This is a genomic window from Burkholderia sp. F1 (genome assembly GCF_050813845.1).
Classification (GTDB): Bacteria; Pseudomonadota; Gammaproteobacteria; order Burkholderiales; family Burkholderiaceae; genus Burkholderia; species Burkholderia ubonensis.
Genome location: NZ_CP172422.1, coordinates 297,038 through 314,634, shown reverse-complemented (window position 1 = coordinate 314,634; position 17,597 = coordinate 297,038). Strand labels below are relative to the sequence as shown.

At 64.8% G+C, this 17,597-nt stretch carries 15 protein-coding genes and 1 pseudogene; 9 read left to right on the top strand and 7 right to left on the bottom strand.

The genetic code is table 11. The features are described from left to right. Positions 1 to 35: 35 nt before the first annotated feature. From ACFIMZ_RS20465 to ACFIMZ_RS20450, 4 genes and pseudogenes are all read left to right on the top strand, one after another. Positions 36 to 926, top strand: coding sequence for a LysR family transcriptional regulator (locus ACFIMZ_RS20465; RefSeq protein ID WP_431824159.1), 891 nt, complete (start codon positions 36 to 38; stop codon positions 924 to 926). 750 nt (positions 927 to 1,676) lie between these two features. After that, positions 1,677 to 1,904, top strand: a complete 228-nt coding sequence (locus ACFIMZ_RS20460) for a hypothetical protein (RefSeq protein ID WP_431824158.1) — start codon at positions 1,677 to 1,679, stop codon at positions 1,902 to 1,904. A gap of 832 nt (positions 1,905 to 2,736) precedes the next feature. Beyond that, positions 2,737 to 2,844, top strand: a pseudogene (locus ACFIMZ_RS20455) (LysR family transcriptional regulator); the annotation flags it as partial. A 632-nt stretch (positions 2,845 to 3,476) separates the two neighbouring features. Beyond that, positions 3,477 to 4,073, top strand: a complete 597-nt coding sequence (locus ACFIMZ_RS20450; RefSeq protein ID WP_431824157.1) for a TetR/AcrR family transcriptional regulator — start codon at positions 3,477 to 3,479, stop codon at positions 4,071 to 4,073. A gap of 128 nt (positions 4,074 to 4,201) precedes the next feature. Here ACFIMZ_RS20450 and ACFIMZ_RS20445 read toward each other — a convergent pair whose 3' ends face one another. Further along, the gene (locus tag ACFIMZ_RS20445; protein WP_431824156.1) at positions 4,202 to 5,116 is read right to left on the bottom strand and encodes a LysR substrate-binding domain-containing protein; all 915 of its coding nucleotides are present in this window, start codon (positions 5,114 to 5,116) and stop codon (positions 4,202 to 4,204) included. 106 nt (positions 5,117 to 5,222) lie between these two features. On the opposite strand from ACFIMZ_RS20445, the gene ACFIMZ_RS20440 reads away from it, so the two are divergent. Next, positions 5,223 to 5,534 carry a carboxymuconolactone decarboxylase family protein gene (locus ACFIMZ_RS20440; protein ID WP_431824155.1) on the top strand — a complete coding sequence of 104 codons (312 nt, stop codon included), beginning with the start codon at positions 5,223 to 5,225 and terminating at the stop codon, positions 5,532 to 5,534. Between the two features lie 14 nt (positions 5,535 to 5,548). After that, on the top strand, positions 5,549 to 5,977 hold the full coding sequence (locus ACFIMZ_RS20435) for a tautomerase family protein (protein WP_431824154.1): 429 nt from the start codon (positions 5,549 to 5,551) through the stop codon (positions 5,975 to 5,977). A 172-nt stretch (positions 5,978 to 6,149) separates the two neighbouring features. Here ACFIMZ_RS20435 and ACFIMZ_RS20430 read toward each other — a convergent pair whose 3' ends face one another. Continuing rightward, entirely contained in the window at positions 6,150 to 6,524 is a 375-nt protein-coding gene (locus ACFIMZ_RS20430) for a hypothetical protein (RefSeq protein WP_431825464.1), read from the bottom strand. Next, entirely contained in the window at positions 6,508 to 7,419 is a 912-nt protein-coding gene (locus ACFIMZ_RS20425; protein ID WP_431825455.1) for an AraC family transcriptional regulator, read from the bottom strand. The genes ACFIMZ_RS20430 and ACFIMZ_RS20425 overlap by 17 nt, the downstream gene beginning before the upstream one ends. A 157-nt stretch (positions 7,420 to 7,576) precedes the next feature. Between ACFIMZ_RS20425 and ACFIMZ_RS20420 the strand changes: the two genes are divergently transcribed. After that, on the top strand, positions 7,577 to 8,410 hold the full coding sequence (locus tag ACFIMZ_RS20420) for an oxidoreductase (RefSeq protein ID WP_431824153.1): 834 nt from the start codon (positions 7,577 to 7,579) through the stop codon (positions 8,408 to 8,410). A 241-nt stretch (positions 8,411 to 8,651) separates the two neighbouring features. Here ACFIMZ_RS20420 and ACFIMZ_RS20415 read toward each other — a convergent pair whose 3' ends face one another. From ACFIMZ_RS20415 to ACFIMZ_RS20400, 4 genes are all read right to left on the bottom strand, one after another. Continuing rightward, positions 8,652 to 10,184: an efflux transporter outer membrane subunit gene (locus ACFIMZ_RS20415; RefSeq protein WP_431824152.1), complete on the bottom strand. Its 1,533-nt coding sequence runs from the start codon at positions 10,182 to 10,184 to the stop codon at positions 8,652 to 8,654. Positions 10,185 to 10,194: 10 nt separating this feature from the next. After that, positions 10,195 to 13,380, bottom strand: coding sequence for a multidrug efflux RND transporter permease subunit CeoB (gene ceoB / locus ACFIMZ_RS20410; protein WP_431824151.1), 3,186 nt, complete (start codon positions 13,378 to 13,380; stop codon positions 10,195 to 10,197). Between the two features lie 46 nt (positions 13,381 to 13,426). Further along, entirely contained in the window at positions 13,427 to 14,641 is a 1,215-nt protein-coding gene (locus ACFIMZ_RS20405; RefSeq protein WP_431824150.1) for an efflux RND transporter periplasmic adaptor subunit, read from the bottom strand. A gap of 64 nt (positions 14,642 to 14,705) precedes the next feature. Further along, positions 14,706 to 15,557, bottom strand: a complete 852-nt coding sequence (locus ACFIMZ_RS20400) for an alpha/beta hydrolase (RefSeq protein ID WP_431824149.1) — start codon at positions 15,555 to 15,557, stop codon at positions 14,706 to 14,708. Positions 15,558 to 15,726: 169 nt separating this feature from the next. Here ACFIMZ_RS20400 and ceoR point away from each other — a divergent pair, with 169 nt between their 5' ends. Both ceoR and ACFIMZ_RS20390 read left to right on the top strand, forming a co-directional pair. Next, positions 15,727 to 16,731, top strand: coding sequence for a putative multidrug efflux transcriptional regulator CeoR (gene ceoR, locus ACFIMZ_RS20395; protein ID WP_431824148.1), 1,005 nt, complete (start codon positions 15,727 to 15,729; stop codon positions 16,729 to 16,731). 407 nt (positions 16,732 to 17,138) lie between these two features. Continuing rightward, a complete protein-coding gene (locus tag ACFIMZ_RS20390) occupies positions 17,139 to 17,432 on the top strand; it encodes a DUF4148 domain-containing protein (protein WP_431824147.1) in 294 nt (97 codons plus the stop codon). The last annotated feature ends 165 nt before the right edge of the window (positions 17,433 to 17,597 follow it).

The window sequence follows — 17,597 nt, the reverse complement described above, 5'->3', positions numbered from 1 at the left end:
CAGGTTCTTTCAATTTCGCTTAAAGGAGGCCCCCCGTGCTCACCAGCGACCACATCGACATGCTGCTGACCGTCATCGACAAAGGCTCCTTCTCCGCGGCGGCGCGCGCGCTGGGCCGCACGCCGTCGGCCGTCAGCATGGCCATCGCGAACCTCGAGGCCGAACTCGGCCTCGTGCTGTTCGACCGCGGCACGCGCGAGCCCACGCCGACCGCGGCGATGGCGGCGCTGCTGCCCGACGCGCGGTCGATCGCCGAACGGCTGCAGGCGCTTCGCGCGCATGCGCAGCATTTGTCGGAAGGCGTCGAAGATACGCTGCGGATCGGCATCGCCGCCGAGATCGACGGCGGCCCCGTCGCGCGAGCGCTCACCGCGGTCACGGCGAAGTACCCCGCGCTGGCGATCAGCGTCATCACGGCGCCGCAGGACGTGATCGTCGACGCGCTGCACCGCGCCGCCGTGGATCTCTGCGTGGCCTTCGGCGGGCTCGATCTCCACCCGCAGGAGCAGATTCATGCGCTGTGGACCGAAACCCTCGTCGCGGTGGCCGCGCCGAACCATCCGCTGATTGCCGAATGCGCAAGGCCGGAAGCAATCGAGCAGCTGTCGGGCTTCCGGCAGATCGTCATCGCCGACGCGGACCGGCCGTTGACCGATATCCGGCCCGTGATCGGCAACCGGACGTGGAAGGTCAACGACATGGCCACCGCGATTTCGCTCGTGAAGGCCGGCCACGGCTGGGCGAACCTGCCCGAATCGGTCATCGGGCGCCACGTCGCTGACGGCGAGCTCGCGCCGCTGACGTTCGCCAATATCCGCAACGGCCTGGCGCTACCCGTGTATCTGCGATTGCCGAAGCACACGGGGCTCGGCAAGGCCGCCGACGAACTGGTGCGCGCGCTGCAGGCGGCTGGCGCCGTGACCTGACAAGAGCGGCAGCACGGCGCGCGACAGTTCGCCGACGCCGGCGAACCAGACCGTTAGTTGCGATCGAAGGCCGTACAGCGATGAAGAAAGGGGGCTTCATCGATTTGCAGCGGCATATGGCGCTTGCCGCCCCATTCGAGATGTCCCACCGATGACCCGAAACGGTCGTTCAGGCCGAAAAGCAGGCATCCGGAATCGGCTTGATACAGGACTGGCAGCGATCGTGAACGGCCATCTTGGCAGACGTTCCGGTATTCGCCAGAAGCGACGCCAACATGTCCGTCGTCTTCAAGAAAGGATGGTCCGTACCTTGACATTCATTCGGGCAACACCTAAGTTATTTCTAATTTTCGACGAATTCCATTTCGCGTATTTCAGAATTTCGTCACTTTACGGGGATCTCATCATGCGGAATCGGAGAGCGAAATCTCTCGATGATCCGAATACCGCAATTTACAATAAAGAGCATATTGCCATTACCCCATGCTCCGCACTGTGCGCAACTCGACTCGCGGCGACTGACCCTCCACTTGGTCCGGACAACATTCAAAATACCGCGACATCCGACACCCTCAGCGCTTTCAATAATTAAAGCGTAAAGATGCGCACCAGATCGGCACCCCGTCGACGGCGAAGGAGGCGACCACTTAAAATCACGAATGGAAATTCCAGAATCAGCACACAGGCGAGATCCGGCTTCGCCTCGACGCATTCATCATGCCTTCTTTCACAACACGAGGACAAGAAATCATGAGCTTCCATATCAATCTCAGCACACTGAATCTTGATGCAGAAACAAGTGCACGCATCAGCTCAAAAATCAGCTCGGTGATTCTTGCCGAAATTGCTCATCTCGATCTCAGCGAAACCACGGCAATAATTGGCAAACTCGGCCCGGGGACTCGCGGCATCATTGCGATAAAGAATCTGAACAATCTTTCCGACATCGCAACCCACGAAGCCGTGCAGAACCTCTAGAAGCGCTTTCGCGGCAGCTTCCAGACGTGAACGAGCCAATTCATGAACCAGCGTCCGTTCACATGATCTGCCAAAGAGCACCTGCAGCTCTACGGAGGACAACTATTATGTCAAAAGTTGTTCCTATTTTATGCCCAAGCTCCACTTGCAAAACCGGCAATCGTTTGCTCGGCATTGTAAATAGCGAGGGACGCATTTCCATATTGGAAGAGCCCATCACGATAGATGAGACTTTCGTCGCGATAGCACACCAGGGACGCGCGCCGGAAAAGCGGTTTCGCTTTACTTCTCCGTGTATAGAGAAAGGATGCAAACAGTGGAAAGCAGGGCGTTGTAGCGTAGGAGATGAAATTATCTCGGTTCTTGGCGCAGACAACCCTGACGAAAATACGCTTCCAAAATGTGGAATACGGGCCACTTGTCGATGGCACACTCAGTCTGGAGCAGCAGCCTGTGCAGTGTGCCCGCAGGTCGTCACCGATACGAACATTTGACGGGCGTGCGCAATCAATATACGTCGGACCATCTTTTTCATATTGAGCGGTTTTGAGCCGCCCTGTTTGACGCCGATGGACGAGGGCGGCTCCACAGCGCACGCATGCGTTGCGCGAACTGTTGTTCAACGGGTTACGCTGAATAGCATGCATGCATGCATGCGTGCATGCCTGGCGGTTGCTGCCGACGAATTCCCCGACGCGGGAGGCGGAATATCAGAAACCGCAGCGCTTGCTGCTGCGGCCGCGGTGCTTTGAGACGGCTCGCGTTCGATATTGCGTGTCGCACCAGGGTTCGATTCTTACGCGAACGATGGACCTTGCCGCATCGCCGACCGGCACGACTCCGCAACGGCCTGGCGCTGCCCGTCTATCTACGATTGCCGAAGCACACCGGACTCGGAAAGGCGGCCGACGAACGGGTGCACGCACTGCGGGCTGCCGGCGACGGGGGTAACCGGTGCGGCGGGAAACCGCCGCACCGTCGGCCGGCGCCGGACGGGTCTGACCGTTAGTTGCGGTCACTGCGCCGCTGCGGCGCTCCGGATCGAATCGACGAGCGACGCGTTGTCGTAGCGTCGTCCGCCAATGCCCCAACCGCCGTCGACCGCGTGAACGACATTCACCCAGACTTGCGCCGGCGCCAGCCGCCCGCCCGCCCGCTCGCCGCAGCACGATCGCGGTCGCCCGTTCGACGAATTGCCGCTGCGCGTCGGGCGCCGCAAGCGCCACGGCGGGCAGCTTCAGTTCGACGAACGCCGCGGGCTCCGCGCGCCCGCGCACGAAAGTCCGGTTCCGCGGCAGCACATTGAGCGTGCCCACCACGTTCGGCGCCAGAAACCCGTTCCCGGTCAATCCTTCAACTTCCAGCAGCGCCTCGGTCAGCTCGGCAAACACCGGCCCCTCGTCGTCCGGCGCGAAAACCCCTTCGGATACTGTCAGCGTGATCGGCATCGCACACCTCCTGGTCAGGTCATCGAAATCGTGACGTAATATAAATATCAGTCACTCTCTATACGTTAGACACTGATCGCTCTCTATTCAAGATAAAGAGCGGTCTCTCTGAAACGAGCCAGCCATGCGTTATTCGATCGAGCACAAGCACGAAACACGCGCGCGCATCCTCGATGCCGCGAGCCGCCTGTTCCGCGAGGAAGGGTATGGCGGCTCCGGCATCGGTCCGCTGACGAAGGCGGCGGGCGTCACCAACGGCGCGTTCTACGGCCACTTCAAATCGAAAGGCGAAGCGTTCCGCAGCGTCGTCCTCGCCGGCCTCGACCAGCTCCGGCAAGGCGTGGCGGCGTTCAAGGCCGAGCACGGCGCACGCTGGCGGCGCCCGTTCGTGTCGTTCTATCTGGGGCCGCGGCGCACCTGCGCGCTCGGAGAAAGCTGCGCGCTGCCGAGCCTGTCCCCGGAAGTGATGCGCGCCGACGACGACACCCGCGACGCTTATGAACAGGTGTTGCGGCAGATCGTCGACGAAGTGTCGTCCGGGCTGGGCGACGCGCCCGACGATGCGCGAGCGATCGCGTTTCTCGCGCTGCTTTCGGGCGGCGCCACGCTCGCGCGCGCGGTGCGAGATCCCGCGCTGGCGGAGCGCATCGCCGATGCCGTCGGGCGCTACGCGGTGGCGATCGCGGAACGCACTGGTGCGCAGCCGGAGCAACAGGAATAGCGGACTGCAGACAAGAAGGTGCTTCGTGGGTTGCCGTGGATGTCGCTGACCGACCCCGAGCCGCCGGTCGAAGAGCAGGTACGATCGCCTTTTACGACTCGTACCGTCCAGGCTTCCGGGCGCAAGAACTAATCGGCACCGGCATGACTGAACACATGCGTTTTTTCGGGGCTGCAGACCCGAAGATATTGACGCATCGTCGTGCAAACAATATCCATCAATCTTTGCGAGCTGTCATGCAGTTGGGCATTTGCCTGGTACAGCATGAGCTGGACCTGTGGAAGCGGGGGCAGGTCGCGTCGTATCCTCAGGTGGCCCGGGAGGCCTGCCGGCGTTCTAATCGTGATCCCCAGACCTGCCGCTACTGCGGCCCAAATACCGCTAAGGCTGCTGCTTGTAAACGCCTGCCGCCATTCGAGGCCCGCATGATCTAGCACCATGCACGCGTGATCACGCATCAGACAAGGCGGCTCGAATGTGGCGAGCGGAATGGGCTCACCTGTCAGCCATCCGTTTGGCGATGTCCCGCTATCGATCCAGCAAAGTGGGAGCGTGCCCACCAGTTGTCCATGTAGCCATGACTGCCCGTTATCCCAAGCCAGCGCGACATCGAGTTTGCCCTTCACGAGGGAATCGAGTAACTGCTGATTTCTCGATACCTTGATATCGATATGGACCTTCGGATACGTCTTCGCAAACCGGGCAAGGATGGCGGGCAACAAGGTCTCGCCAAAATCCTCGGGCATTCCGAAGCGGACCTGGCCTTCCAGTCTGTCGCCCCGCATTGCGTGCACCGCTTCGTCATTCAACTCCAGCAATCGGCGAGCGTAGCCCAATAACACTTCACCCGCAGGCGTAAGCGCCAGACCGCGTCCGGCCTTGTACAGCAAAGGCTGGCCCGCCTGCTCCTCAAGTTTTTTGAGTTGAGCGCTGACTGCCGATGTTGAGCGGTTCAATCGTTCCGCTGCCAAAGCAAAACTGCCCAGTTCGACACCGGTAATGAAGCTGCGCAGAACCTCAAGATCCAGAGATATTCGGCTCACGGTAACCGTTCAAAAAAACGGGATCGTCTGTTCGAATAATTCACATTTTCGGAATCATTGTGACTTGCTAACCTGATCGCCGTCAATTCCGACAACAGGAGCACACATGCCCCAGCCTTCATCCGATCTGCAAAAAGTCGCTCAATTCGCCCCGAAGCTTGCCCAGCTAAGCGAAGACGTTCTCTTCGGAGATATCTGGCAGCGTTCTGCTCTTTCTCCCCGAGAGCGCAGCATCGCAACCGTCGCGGCCTTGACTGCTCTATATCGTCCCGAGCAGTTGCAGGGGCACCTGCTGAAAGCTATTGCAAACGGCGTCACCAAGGACGAGCTGGGTGAGTTGTTCACGCACCTCGCGTTCTATGCCGGCTGGCCAGCCGCAGCATCGGCGGTCAATGCGTTGGCCGCTCTGCCTGAATAACTGGGAGATTCCCGATGCCCTATGCACGAATTGCCTTACTCGACGGAAAGTCCGCCGACTGGTTGGCGACAGTTTCGAGGAGTCTGCAGGATGCGCTCGAGCAGACATTCGAGGTTCCAGCGGGAGACTGTTTTCAGGTATTCCAGCAGTGTCGGCCCGGCGAGCTGGTATTTGACCGGGAATACTGCGGCGGGCCGCGCAGCAGTGATTTCGTCCTGATTCACATCACGGGTGGCCGGGCACGAAGTCGGGCCAGCAAGGAGGCCTTCTACGCGAGGCTCGTCGAAATGCTCGCAGTGAATCCTGGAATTCCTCCCGCAGATGTCATGGTGGTAATCAGTACCACCAGTGTGGAAGACTGGTCCTTCGGGTTTGGTCGAGCCGCATCACTTCCAGCGCCATTGTCCGGCCAGGAAGTGTCATCAGGACATGCATGCCCGTAATGCATAGCGCGGATGTCGTCGTCGATGGCTTTCATGCCAATGCACTGGCTCGCGCTCCCCGGTAATCCTCGACGACCCGACAAAAACCCCGATCCGCGTTGCCACGGATCGGGGTTCATCGGTACGCACCTGTTTCGGCGGCCCGTCACGAGCCACCACACACGCCACCGGCTCAACGCACGGCAACCTCCTCCTTGCCGTGCGCCGCTTCGCCGACCGCCGCGGGCGCATCGCCCCACCCGCCGCCCAGCGCACGAATCAGGTTGACGGTCGACACCGCCTGCGTGCCCGTCAACGCATTCGCCTGCATGCTTTCGGGCGGCGCCACGCTCGCGCGTGCGGTGCGCGATCCCGCGCTGGCGGAGCGCATCGCCGATGCCGTCGGGCGGTACGCGGTGGCGATCGCGGAACGCACGGAGGCGCAGCCGGAGAAACGGGAATAGCGAATCAACGCGAGCACTCGCTCGTCGCTCCTGCCGTCGCGTCTTTGCGACGAGGCAACGCTGCCGTCAATACGAAACACGCCGAACTCAGTGCGACGAGACATACGTTGCATCGGCGAATGCTGCCGGGATCGCGAAGCTTTCGCGCATGCGCGTCGCCTCCCTCGCCGGCGTCAAGCCAAACAGGCGCTTGAATTCCCTGCTGAACTGGGATGGACTCGTGTAACCCACGGCGTGGCCCGCCGCCTCCGCGCTCAGGTCCTGGCGCACCATCAACAGGCGAGCCTGATGCAAACGCGTCGACTTCACGTACTGCATTGGCGACACCTGCGTGATCGCCTTGAAGTGGCTGTGGAAACTCGGAATGCTCATGCCTGCTTCCTCGGCCAGTTGCGTGACGTCGAGGGGCTGCGCGTAGCCGGCGTGAATCAGGCGTAGTGACCTGCCTATCCGGCCGAACCGTCCTCGCATCGCCAACGCGTCTCGCATCGAGTTTCCCTGTGCGCCGGTGAGGACACGGAAATACAGTTCGCGCAGCAGCCCTGGCCCCAGAACCGCCGCTTCGAGCGGCCGATGCATCGCCTCGACGAAGCGCAACACGGATGCCCGCATCGCCTCATCCATCGGCGTCGACATCATGCTCCTGGGCGCTTGCACGCGCTCGGCTACGCCTTCGCGGTCGATCTGCGCCGCCAGTTCGGCGGCCACCGTGAAATCGAGGTGCAGATACAGCGCGAGCAGCGGACGCGCCGGCGTTGCGTCGGTTTCCATGCTGAACGGCACAGGCACGGACACGGCCAGGTAGTGATGCTCGTCGTAAAGATAAAGCTGATCGCCGAAGTAACCGCGCTTGCTGCCCTGGCAAACGATCACGATGCCGGGATCGTACAGAACCGGCGTGCGTGACAGCGCCCGGTTCGAACGCAGGATGCGGACGCTCGGCAGCGCCGTCAGGTTGTAGCCTTCCTCGGGGGCTAATGCGCGCAGCAGGGCAACCATGCGTCCCTGGCTTCGGGAGGACGGATCCGGGGATTGCGTGGAGGTGCGCTTGATGCTGTTCATAGTTTTATGCAAGAAAATCAGCGGAATGCGGCTTTTTCGATCTCGTTTGCAAGACTAGCATGCACTTTCCAAACGACATTCGGGAGAGGCTCCGATGGCATCCAGCAAGATTCTGCTCATCACCGGCGTCAGCAGCGGCTTCGGCCGTGCGCTCGCGCAAGAGGCACTCGCGGTGGGTCACAAGGTGGTCGGTACGGTGAGAAGTACGCAGGCAAAACGCGATTTCGAAGCGCTGTCCGCGAATGCGGCTTTTGGACGTGTTCTCGACGTGACCGACTTCGACGCCATCGACGGCGTCGTGTCGGAAATCGAGGCAAGCGTCGGGCCCGTCGATATCCTGGTCAACAATGCCGGCTACGGCCACGAAGGCATCATGGAAGAAGCGCCGCTGTCGGAGCTGCGCCGGCAGTTCGACGTGAACGTATTTGGCGCGGTCGCGATGATGAAAGCCGTCCTGCCCTTCATGCGCGAGCGCCGGCGCGGCCATATCCTGAATATCACGTCGATGGGCGGCCACATCACGATGCCGGGAATCGCGTATTACTGCGGGAGCAAATTCGCGCTGGAGGGTATCTCCGAAGCCCTCGGCAAAGAGCTCGGGCCTTTCGGCATTGCCGTGACCGCCGTCGCGCCGGGCTCGTTCCGCACCGACTGGGCCGGCCGCTCGATGACGCGAACGCCCCGCTCGATCCCGGATTACGACGCTATCTTTGACCCCATCCGCCAGGCTCGCGCGGAGAAAAGCGGCAAGCAACCGGGCAATCCCGCGAAAGCAGCGCGCGCAATGCTCGCGGCAATGGCAGCGGAACGCCCACCCGCGCATCTGTTGCTCGGTAGTGATGCGCTCCGGCTCGTGCGAGACAAATTGTCGGCATTGGCAGATGAAATCCGGGCGTGGGAGGCGGTTACGGTCTCGACGGACGGCTGAAGATCGACGGAGCGGGGGCGCTGACGCGCACTGCATCCCGCGTCACCGGGCCCTGAAGCTGCACGGCCACGATGCGATAGTTCGTTGCCGCCCCGGAACGGTCGCCGACGGTCAGCCCCGCGTTCCCCGGCAATCCTCGATGAACTGATAAAAAACCCCGATCCGCGTTGCCACGGATCGGGGTTCCTCGCTACACACCTGTTTCGGCGGCCCATCACGAGCCGCTATGCGTATCGCCGTCTCAACGCGCGGCGACGTCCTCCTTTCGCGGCGCTTCGCCGACGGCCGCCGGCGCATCACCCCACCCGCCGCCCAGCGCACGAATCAGGTTGACGGTCGACACCGCCTGCGTGCCCGTCAGCGCATTCGCCTGCAATTGCGACACGAGCACCGAGCGCTCGCTGTCGATCACGTCGAGATAGCTGACCTCGCCTTCCTGGTATTGCGTGCGCGACAGCTTCGCCGCGCGCCGCGACGCATTGACGGCCGCGTCCTGCGCGCGGATCTGGTCGTCGAGCAGCCGCAAGTCAGCGAGGTTGTCCTCGACCTCGCGGAACGCGACGAGCACCTGCTGCCGGTAGTTCGCGACCTGCTCGTCGTACTGCGCGCGCGCCTGCTGCACGCCCGCGGCGCGCCGTCCGCCGTCGAACAGCGGCAGCGTCAGCGCGGTGCCCGCGAACGGCCCGAGCAGGAACGTGCGGCTCGACCACATGAACAGGCTGCCGAGCGTCGACGCCTCATAGCCGAACGCCCCGGTGATGTCCAGCTTCGGGAAATACGCGGACTTCGCGAGACCGATCCGCGCGTTTGCCGCCGCCATCGCGCGCTCGGCCGCCGAGATGTCGGGCCGCCGTTCGAGCAGCGCCGACGGCAGGCCGGCCGGCACCTTCACCGCGACCGGCACGAGCGGCTTTTCCTTGAACGCGAAATCCGCGGGCGCCTTGCCGAGCAGAATCGCGAGCGCATGCTCGGACGCCGCGCGACGACGCGCGACGCCGACCGCATCCGCCTGCGCGGTCGCCAGCTCGTTCTTCGCACGCGACACGTCGAGCTCGCTGATGTCGCCTTCGTTGAAGCGGCGTTGCACGAGCTTCAGCGCCTGATCGCGCAGCTCGACCGTGCGGCGGTACAGGTCCTGGTCCGAATCGAGCTGGCGCAGCTCGAAGTAGTTCTGCGCGACATCCGCCTGCAGCGCGAGCTGCACCGAGCGGAACAGCGCTTCGCTCTGCGCCTGGTCCGCGCGCGACGCCTCGACGTTGCGGCCGACGCGGCCGAACAGGTCCGCTTCGTACGACACCGTGCCCTGCGCGCGCCACAGCGTCGAGGTGGTCGGGCCGCTGCCTTGCGGCAACGACTGCGACGCCGACGACAGCCCCTGGCGCGTCGGCCCGAAGCCGACGCCGACCTGCGGGAACCACTGCGAGCGCGCCGCGCGGGTCGACGCGCGCGCTTCCTCGACGCGCGCCGCCGCGGCCTTCAGGTTCTGGTTCGCGGCCAGCGCCTGCTCCTCGAGCGAATCGAGCGCCGGATCGCCGAACGCCTTCCACCATTCGCCGCGATGCGCGGCGTCCGACGGCTCGGCGGTCTTCCACGTGCCGGCCTGCTCGCCCGGCGCGAGCGTCGGCGCTTCCTTGAACGCGGCGGGCGTCGTAACGTCCGGCCGCTTGTAGTCGGGCCCGACCGCGCACGCGGCGAGCAGCGAGACGAGCAGGCCGCTCGCCGCCGCCAGCTTCGCCATGCGCATCAAACCAGATTGAGTCTTCGAGTTATCCATCTTGTTGTCCTCAAGCATCCGAAGCCGGCACGCCATAGCCGGCCGAGTCCTTGCCGGCGACGTGGATCTTGCCGCCCGCAAGCGTGCGCAGCACGACGTAGAACACCGGCGTCAGCATCAGGCCGAACAGCGTCACGCCCAGCATCCCGAAGAACACCGCGACGCCCATCGCGTGGCGCATCTCCGCGCCCGCGCCGGTCGACGTGACGAGCGGCACGACGCCCATGATGAACGCGATCGACGTCATCAGGATCGGCCGCAGCCGCAGCCGGCTCGCCTCGATCGCCGCCTCGAGCGGCGTCCTGCCGTCGTGCTCCAGCTCGCGCGCGAACTCGACGATCAGGATCGCGTTCTTCGCCGACAGCCCGACCAGCACCATCAGGCCGATCTGCGTGAAGATGTTGTTGTCGCCCTGCGTCAGCCACACCCCCGTCAACGCCGACAGAATGCTCATCGGCACGATCAGGATCACCGCGAGCGGCAGCGTCAGGCTTTCATACAGCGCGGCGAGCACGAGGAACACGAGCAGCACGCTGATCGGGAACACATAGATCGCCGCGTTGCCCGCGAGGATCTGCTGGTACGTGAGGTCGGTCCACTCGAAGCGCACGCCGCGCGGCAGCGTCTCGTGCGCGATCCGCTCGATCGCCGCCTGCGCCTGCCCCGACGAGAAGCCCGGCGCCGGCCCGCCGTTGATGTCGGCCGCCGTGTAGCCGTTGTAGCGCACCACCATCTCGGGGCCGAACGTCGGCGTCAGGGAGACGAGCGACGACAGCGGCACCATCTCGCCCGCGGCGTTGCGCGTCTTCAGCTGCAGGATGTCGTCCGCGCGCTGGCGGAACGGCGCATCCGCCTGCACGCGCACCTGGTACACGCGGCCGAAGCGGTTGAAGTCGTTCACGTACAGCGAGCCGAGGTACACCTGCATCGTGTTGAACACGTCGGTGACCGACACGCCGAGCTGCTTCGCCTTCACGCGGTCGAGATCGACGTTGAGCTGCGGCACGTTGATCTGGTAGCTCGTGAACAGCGGCCCCAGCTCGGGCGCCTGCTGCGCGCGCTTGATGAAGTCGTTGGTCGCATCGGCGAGCTTCGCGTAGCCGACCGCGCCGCGATCCTCGATCTGCAGCTTGAAGCCGCCGAGCGTGCCGAGGCCGAGCACCGGCGGCGGCGGGAACACCGCGACGAACGAATCCTTGATCGCCCCGTACTGCTGGTTCAGCGCGCCCGCGATCGCGCCGGCCGACAGCGCCTTGCCGTGCCGCTCCGAGAACGGCTTCAGCGTGACGAACACGATGCCCGCGCTGGAGCTGTTGGTGAAGCCGTTCACCGACAGCCCCGGGAACGCGACCGCGCTCTCGACGCCCGGCTGCTTCAGCGCGATCGAGCCCATGTCGCGGATCACCTTCTCGGTGCGGTCGAGCGACGCGCCGTTCGGCAGCTGCGCGAACGCGATCAGGTATTCCTTGTCCTGCGCGGGCACGAAGCCGCCCGGCACGATCTTCGACACCATCACGGTCGCGCCGACCAGCGCCACGTACACGCCGAGCATCACCGCCTTCCTCGACAGCACGCCGCGCACGCCGCGCCCGTAGTTCTCCGCGCCGAGATGGAACACCTTGTTGAAGCGCTTGAAGAAGCCGCCGAGCACGCGGTTCATCACGCGCGTCAGCCAGTCTTCCTTGTCGCCGTGGCCCTTCAGCAGGATCGCGGACAGCGCCGGCGACAGCGTCAGCGAGTTGAACGCCGAGATCACCGTCGAGATCGCGATCGTCATCGCGAACTGCTTGTAGAACTGGCCGGTCAGGCCCGACATGAACGCGAGCGGCACGAACACGGCGACCAGCGTCAGCGCGATCGCGATGATCGGCCCGCTCACCTCCTGCATCGCCTTGTAGGTGGCCTGCCGCGCGGTCATCCCGCTCTCGATGTTGCGCTCGACGTTCTCGACGACGACGATCGCATCGTCGACGACGATCCCGATCGCGAGCACCATCCCGAACAGCGACAGCGCGTTGATCGAATACCCGAAGCCGAGCAGCAGCGAGAACGTGCCGACGATCGATACCGGCACCGCGATCAGCGGAATGATCGACGCGCGCCAGGTCTGCAGGAACACGATCACGACGATCACGACGAGCGCGATCGCTTCGAGCAGCGTGTGCACGACGGCCTTGATCGACGAGCGCACGAACTGCGTCGGGTCATAGACGATCTTGTAGTCGACGCCCGCCGGCATGTCCTGCTTCAGCTCGGCCATCGTCTTGCGGACCTCGTCCGAGATCTGCAGCGAGTTCGCGCCCGGCGACTGGTTGATCGCCATCGCGACGGCCGGCTTGTTGTCGAGCAGCGAGCGCAGCCCGTACTCGGACGCGTCGAGCTCGATGCGCGCGATGTCGCGCAGGTGCGTGACGCCGCCGTCCGGCGTCGTCTTCACGACGATGTCGCCGAACTCCTCCTCGGTCTGCAGGCGGCCGCGCGCGTTCACCGACAACTGCAGCGGCGTGCCCGGCAGCGACGGCGACGCGCCGATCACGCCGGCCGCGACCTGCACGTTCTGCTCGCGGATCGCCTGCACGACGTCCGCCGCGGCGAGGCCGCGCTGCGCGACCTTCTGCGGATCGAGCCATACGCGCATCGCGTAGTCGCCCGAGCCCCACAGCTGCACCTGGCCGACGCCCTGGATCCGCGACAGGCGGTCCTTCACGTTGATCAGCGCGTAGTTGCGCAGGTAGGTCATGTCGTAGCGGTTGTCCGGCGAGATCAGGTGCACGACCATCGTCAGCGTCGGCGAGCTCTTCACCGTCGTGATGCCGAGCCGCTGCACGTCTTCCGGCAGGCGCGGCAGCGCCTGGTTCACGCGGTTCTGCACGAGCTGCGTGGCCTTGTCCGGATCGGTGCCGAGCTTGAACGTGACGGTGATCGTCATGTTGCCGTCGCTGTTCGCCTGCGACTGCATGTACAGCATGTCCTCGACGCCGTTGATCTGCTCTTCCAGCGGCGACGCGACCGTCTCGGCGATCACCTTCGGGTTCGCGCCCGGATACTGCGCCTTGACGATGACCGACGGCGGCACGACTTCCGGGTACTCCGAAATCGGCAGCAGGAACATCGCGATCACCCCGGCAAGCAGGATGACCACCGATAGGACTCCTGCAAAGATCGGCCGGTCGATAAAGAATTTGGATATGTTCATGGCTGGCTCTGTCTGGTTCGACGCGAATGCGTGGCGGGTGCGCCCCTTACGAATTCGCCTTGGCCGGCGCGGCGGGCTTCGCGTTGTCGGCGAGCGGCGCGGACGGCGCATCGCCGCCCGTCATCGGCACCATGTGCGGCTTGACCTGCTCGCCCGGCCGCACGCGCTGCGTGCCGTTCACGATCACGCGGTCGCCGGCGGCGAGGCCGCTGACGATCACACGCCGGTTGCCGTGCTGCATCCCCTGCTGCACTTCGCGGTACGACACGCGGCCCTGCTGGTCGACGACGAACACGAACTTCTTGTCCTGGTCGGTGTTGATCGCCGCGTCGTCGACGAGCAGCGCCTGGTGCGGCGCGCTGCCGCCGACCTTCACGCGCGCGTAGAGGCCCGGGACGAGCGAGCCGTCCGCGTTGTCGAAGCGCGCGCGCACGCGGATCGTGCCGGACGACGTGTCGAGCCGGTTGTCGACCGAGTCGATCACGCCGCTGCGCGAATAGCCGGCTTCGTTCGCGAGGCCGAGCTCGACCGGCACCTTGCGGCCGTCGCGCGCGCCGCCGATGTACTGCAGGTAGGTCTGCTCGTCCGCGTCGAACGACGCGTAGATCGGCGACACCGACACGAGCGTCGTCAGCGGCGCGGCCAACGCGCCCGCCGACACGACGTTGCCGAGCGTGATCTCCGCGCGCGACACGCGGCCCGCCACGGGCGCGGTGATCCGCGTATAGCCGAGATTGATGCGCGCGGTCTCGAGCGCGGCCTCGGCGGCCTTCAGGTTCGCGCTCGCCTCACGCGCCGCGTTCTGCTTCTCGTCGTAGTCGCGCTTCGCGATCGCGTTGTCGCCGATCAGCCGCTGCGCGCGCTGCCAGTCGCTCTGCGCGTAGCCATTGCGTGCCTGCGCGGCCGCGAGCTGCGCGCCCGCGCGGTCGACTTCGGCCTGGTAAGGGCGCGGATCGATCACGAACAGCACGTCGCCTTTCTTCACGAGCGCGCCGTCCTTGAAGTTGACCGAGACGATCGTGCCCGGCACCTGCGGGCGCACGTCGACCTTCTCGACGGCTTCGAGGCGGCCGGAATAGCTCTGCCAGTCCGTCACGGTCTGCGGCACGACGGTTGCGACGTCGACTTCCGGCAGCGGCGCCGCCTGCTTCTCCGGCGCGCTCGCGCTGACGCGGATCGCGCCGAACGTGCCCAGGCCGACGACGGCGAGCGTCGCGACCGCGGCTGCGATCCGGGAACGAGGGGTGCGTAGGATGGCCATATGGATCTCCAGTGAACGTGGATTGGATTGGTTATTCGGTTCGGTTCGCGGTTCGGTTCGCGATTCAGCTCGGCTGCCGCGCCTGGAAGCGGCACTGGAAGAAGCGCACGGCTTCCTCGAAGGCCAGTTCGTGCGTCGCGAGCGCCGCGTGCGTGATATCCGGATAGCGGATCACCTGCGTGAGCACGCCGGATTCGATCAGGCAGCCTGCATACTTTTCCGCCTCGACGTGCAGCACGTCGTTCTGCGCGGTGACGATCAGCGTCGGCGGCAGGCCCGCGAGGCGCACCGACTCGAGCGGCGCCGCGTACGGGTGCATCCGCTGGGCCGCCTGCGGCAGGTACGCGCGATAGCACGCCGCGCATTCGCGCGCGGTGATGTCGGACGCGAGGCGCTCGGCGTCGCCGATGCGCGTCATGCTCGGGTCGAGCATCGGGCCGAACAGCGCCTGCGCGGCGATCGGCACCTCGCCACGATCGCGCGCGATGAACGCGAGGCAGTTCGCGAGCTGGCCGCCCGCGTCGTGGCCGGCGACGCCGATCTTCTTCGGATTGCCGCCGAACGCGCGGGCGCGGGTCGCGGCCCATATCGCCGCGCGATACGCGTCCTCCGGCGCGGCCGGAAACGGATGGGCCGGCGCGAGCGAATAATCGACGGAGACGACGAGCGCCGGTAAGCGTTCTGCTAAAAAGCGCGCGGCGAAATCGGCGTCGTCCAGCGTGCCGCGCACGAACCCGCCGCCGTGGAAATAAAGCACTACCGGCAGTCCGGTCTTGTCCGCGCGACGATACAAACGCAGCGCGATGTCCTGCGCGTAGCCGGGAATTTCGACCTCGGTAACCGTCAGAGCCGCACCGGCGCTGGGTTCCGCCGGCAACGCGGCTTTCAGGAATTTGCTGAATTCAGAGGCGTCCATGAGGAAACGGCATCCATTTCAAGATGGAACGCATTCTGGGTCCGGCAGACATCCGGATAAATGCCTATAATCCGGCAACACAATTCAACGACTCCGAACAATCACGGGCTGCGTTTGCTTTCGAGGCAACGCAGCCTCTTTGTTCGGCCCGTCAAATGCGGAGGTTGCGATGGACCGGCTTCAGGCCATGCAGGTGTTCACACGCGTCGTCGACACGAGCAGCTTCACCAAGGCGGCGGAGACGCTCAGCCTGCCGCGGGCGTCCGTCACGACCATCATCCAGAATCTAGAGGCCTTCCTCGGCGTGCGGCTGATGCACCGCACCACCCGCCGGCTGTCGCTGACGCCCGACGGCGCCGCGTATTACGAACGCTGCGTGCGAATCCTCGCGGACGTCGAGGAAACCGAGGCGAGCTTCCAGAACAACAACCGCAAGCCGCACGGAAAGTTGCGTATCGACATGCCGGGCTCGATCGGGCGGCTGCTCGTGATCCCGTCGCTGTGCGAATTCCATTCGCGCTATCCGGACATCGACCTGCAGCTCGGCCTGTCGGACCGCCCGGTCGACCTGCTGCAGGAAGGCGTCGACTGCGTGATCCGGGTCGGCGCACTGCAGGACTCGTCGCTCGTCGCGCGCCGCATCGGTCTGTTCGAATGCACGTCGGTCGCGTCGCCCGCCTATCTGGAGAAGTACGGCGAGCCGCATTCGATCGAGGACCTGAGCCAGCACAAGGCCGTCAACTACTTCTCGAGCCGCACGGGCCGCGTGATCGACTGGACGTTCCTGATCGACGGCAAGGAAGTCGAGATCAAGATGGACAGCGTCGTGTCGGTGAACGACGCGGACGCGTACGTGACGTGCGGGCTCGAAGGCTTCGGGCTGGTGCAGCCGCCGTTGTTCATGGTGCTGCCGCACCTGCGCGAGGGCCGGCTCAAGGAAGTCCTGCCCGGCATCAAGCCGCTGCCGATGCCGATCTCGGTCGTCTATCCGCACAGCCGCCACCTGTCGCCGAAGGTGCGCGTGTTCGTCGACTGGATCGCCGAGGTGTTCGACCGCTGCCCGCTGCTGAGCGGCAAGGGCAGCCTCGACGCGATGTGCAGCAAGCGCACGTTCGAGGAAGCGGAACGCGCGCCGGCGCTCGACACGCCGGTGCTCAACGAGTGGGTCGCATAAGGCCGGCGCGCTGATACGCTCCCTTTGACTACGCGACATGGCCGGCGTGTCGCGCAGCCTCGACACGCAGATCTGACGGCTGCGGCTCAATCCCCCGCGCCGGCCGGCGAACGGACGATGCATCGCAGCATGCGCCGCCCCTCCACGATTCGCAGAAGACTATTGCGCCGATAGTACCAATCGATCTGCGCGGCACGACCGACGCCCCCGAAACGGCACGCGTCGCGCCCCGCCCAGGCCCGCGCAGCAAGGCGCTTCGCGATACCCCCATCGTGTGTGCGGTTTCAGATTGTTCCATTGGGGCGACAATTCAATTCACCGCAGCACCATTTATCGGCGTCGCGTCCGCTCCTACAGTAGATCCTGTCGCGCAGCAGCATGCGCATCGAATAGACAGGAGTCCCATCATGAAACGCCGCGGTCTGCTTTCCGCCCTTGCCCTCGCACTCGTCGTGTCCGCGCCGGCCTTCGCCGACGCCGACACGGGCCACGCAGGCGATTACGGCAATACGTCGTGGTACGCACAAGCCAACGGCCCGCGCACCCGCGCCGACGTCCGCGCGGAACTCGAACAGGCGCAACGCGACGGGACCGTCGCGTACATCCGCAAGGCCACGTCGTACGCGCAAGGGCTCGACCTCGTGCCGCGCCCGTATCGCGCGACGCCGGAAGGCAACCAGCTCGCAGGCGCGGGCCGGTAAACGGACGACGCCGCGCAGCGGGTCGCCCCGCGCGCGGCGTCGTGTTCGCATCAGTCAGTTAGCCAACAAGTCGCAGGAGCTTGTCATGAACGATCAACTGCCCTCGCCGCTCGATCACTGGAACAGCGATACACCGGTCTGGACGCCGTTCCGCCCGCAATCGCA